The organism is Stenotrophomonas sp. P5_B8, assembly GCF_054049855.1.
In genome coordinates, this window is record NZ_JBFULO010000786.1 from 1 (window position 1) to 845 (window position 845).

An 845-nucleotide genomic window follows, 5' to 3' on the forward strand; every position below is an offset into this window, starting at 1 on the left:
GCTACGACGTCCAGGGCAACCTGCACCCGAAGAACGGCCAGGAGTTCCGCTTCGATTTCGGCAACCGCCTGCGCGAAGTGGTCGGCAAGGACTGGTATGCCTACGACGGGCAGGGGCGGCGCGTATTGAGCTGCAACGGGGCAGGCTGCTCGAATCAGATGTACAGCGCTGACGGCTGGCTGCTGTATGTAGACGATGCACGCAACGGCACCCGCACCGAACACATCCATTTGGGCGATGGGTTGATTGCCCTGCATGACACGGCTGCGGGCAGCGGTGCGGTCAACACCCGATACCAGCACGCGGACCTGCTGGGCTCACCGGTGGCGGAGACGGATGGGTGGGGGGATCTGACAGAGACGCTGGAGTACGAGCCTTACGGCGAGCAGATCAATGGGGTACTGAGGGATCGGCCTGGGTACACCGGGCATGCGTTGGATGCTGCGACTGGGCTGAGTTACATGCAGCAACGGTATTATGACCCTGCGCTTGCAATATTCGTGTCTGCAGATCCAGTTATGGTGGATCTTAAAAATGCGCGCAACTTCTGCAGGTACTGTTATGCGGCGGATAGTCCATATCGCTTTATCGACTCAGATGGGCGTGCAGAAAGTCCAGCGTGGATGCGGTCTTTCATCCCCGGTCAGATTGYATGGGATGCGGCAGTAACATCTGCAGAGCGCGGAGAGTACGGAATGGCCGCCGCGCAGGGGGTGCTGGCTGTCGCGGAAGGCACGATGTCCATTATGACTTTGGGGCATGCGCAAGGTGTCGCGGCCACCGGTCGTGCCGCGTTGATTATGCGAGCGGAGTCCAGATTTGCTGCAGATTCCGCGGAGGTGGTC

Annotated in this window: 1 protein-coding gene; it reads left to right on the top strand. The window is 60.2% G+C overall.

The genetic code is table 11. From position 1 onward, the window contains the following. Positions 1-845, top strand: an 845-nt coding sequence (locus ACXJKH_RS21465; RefSeq protein ID WP_457322411.1) for an RHS repeat domain-containing protein, incomplete at both ends; no start/stop codon positions are given.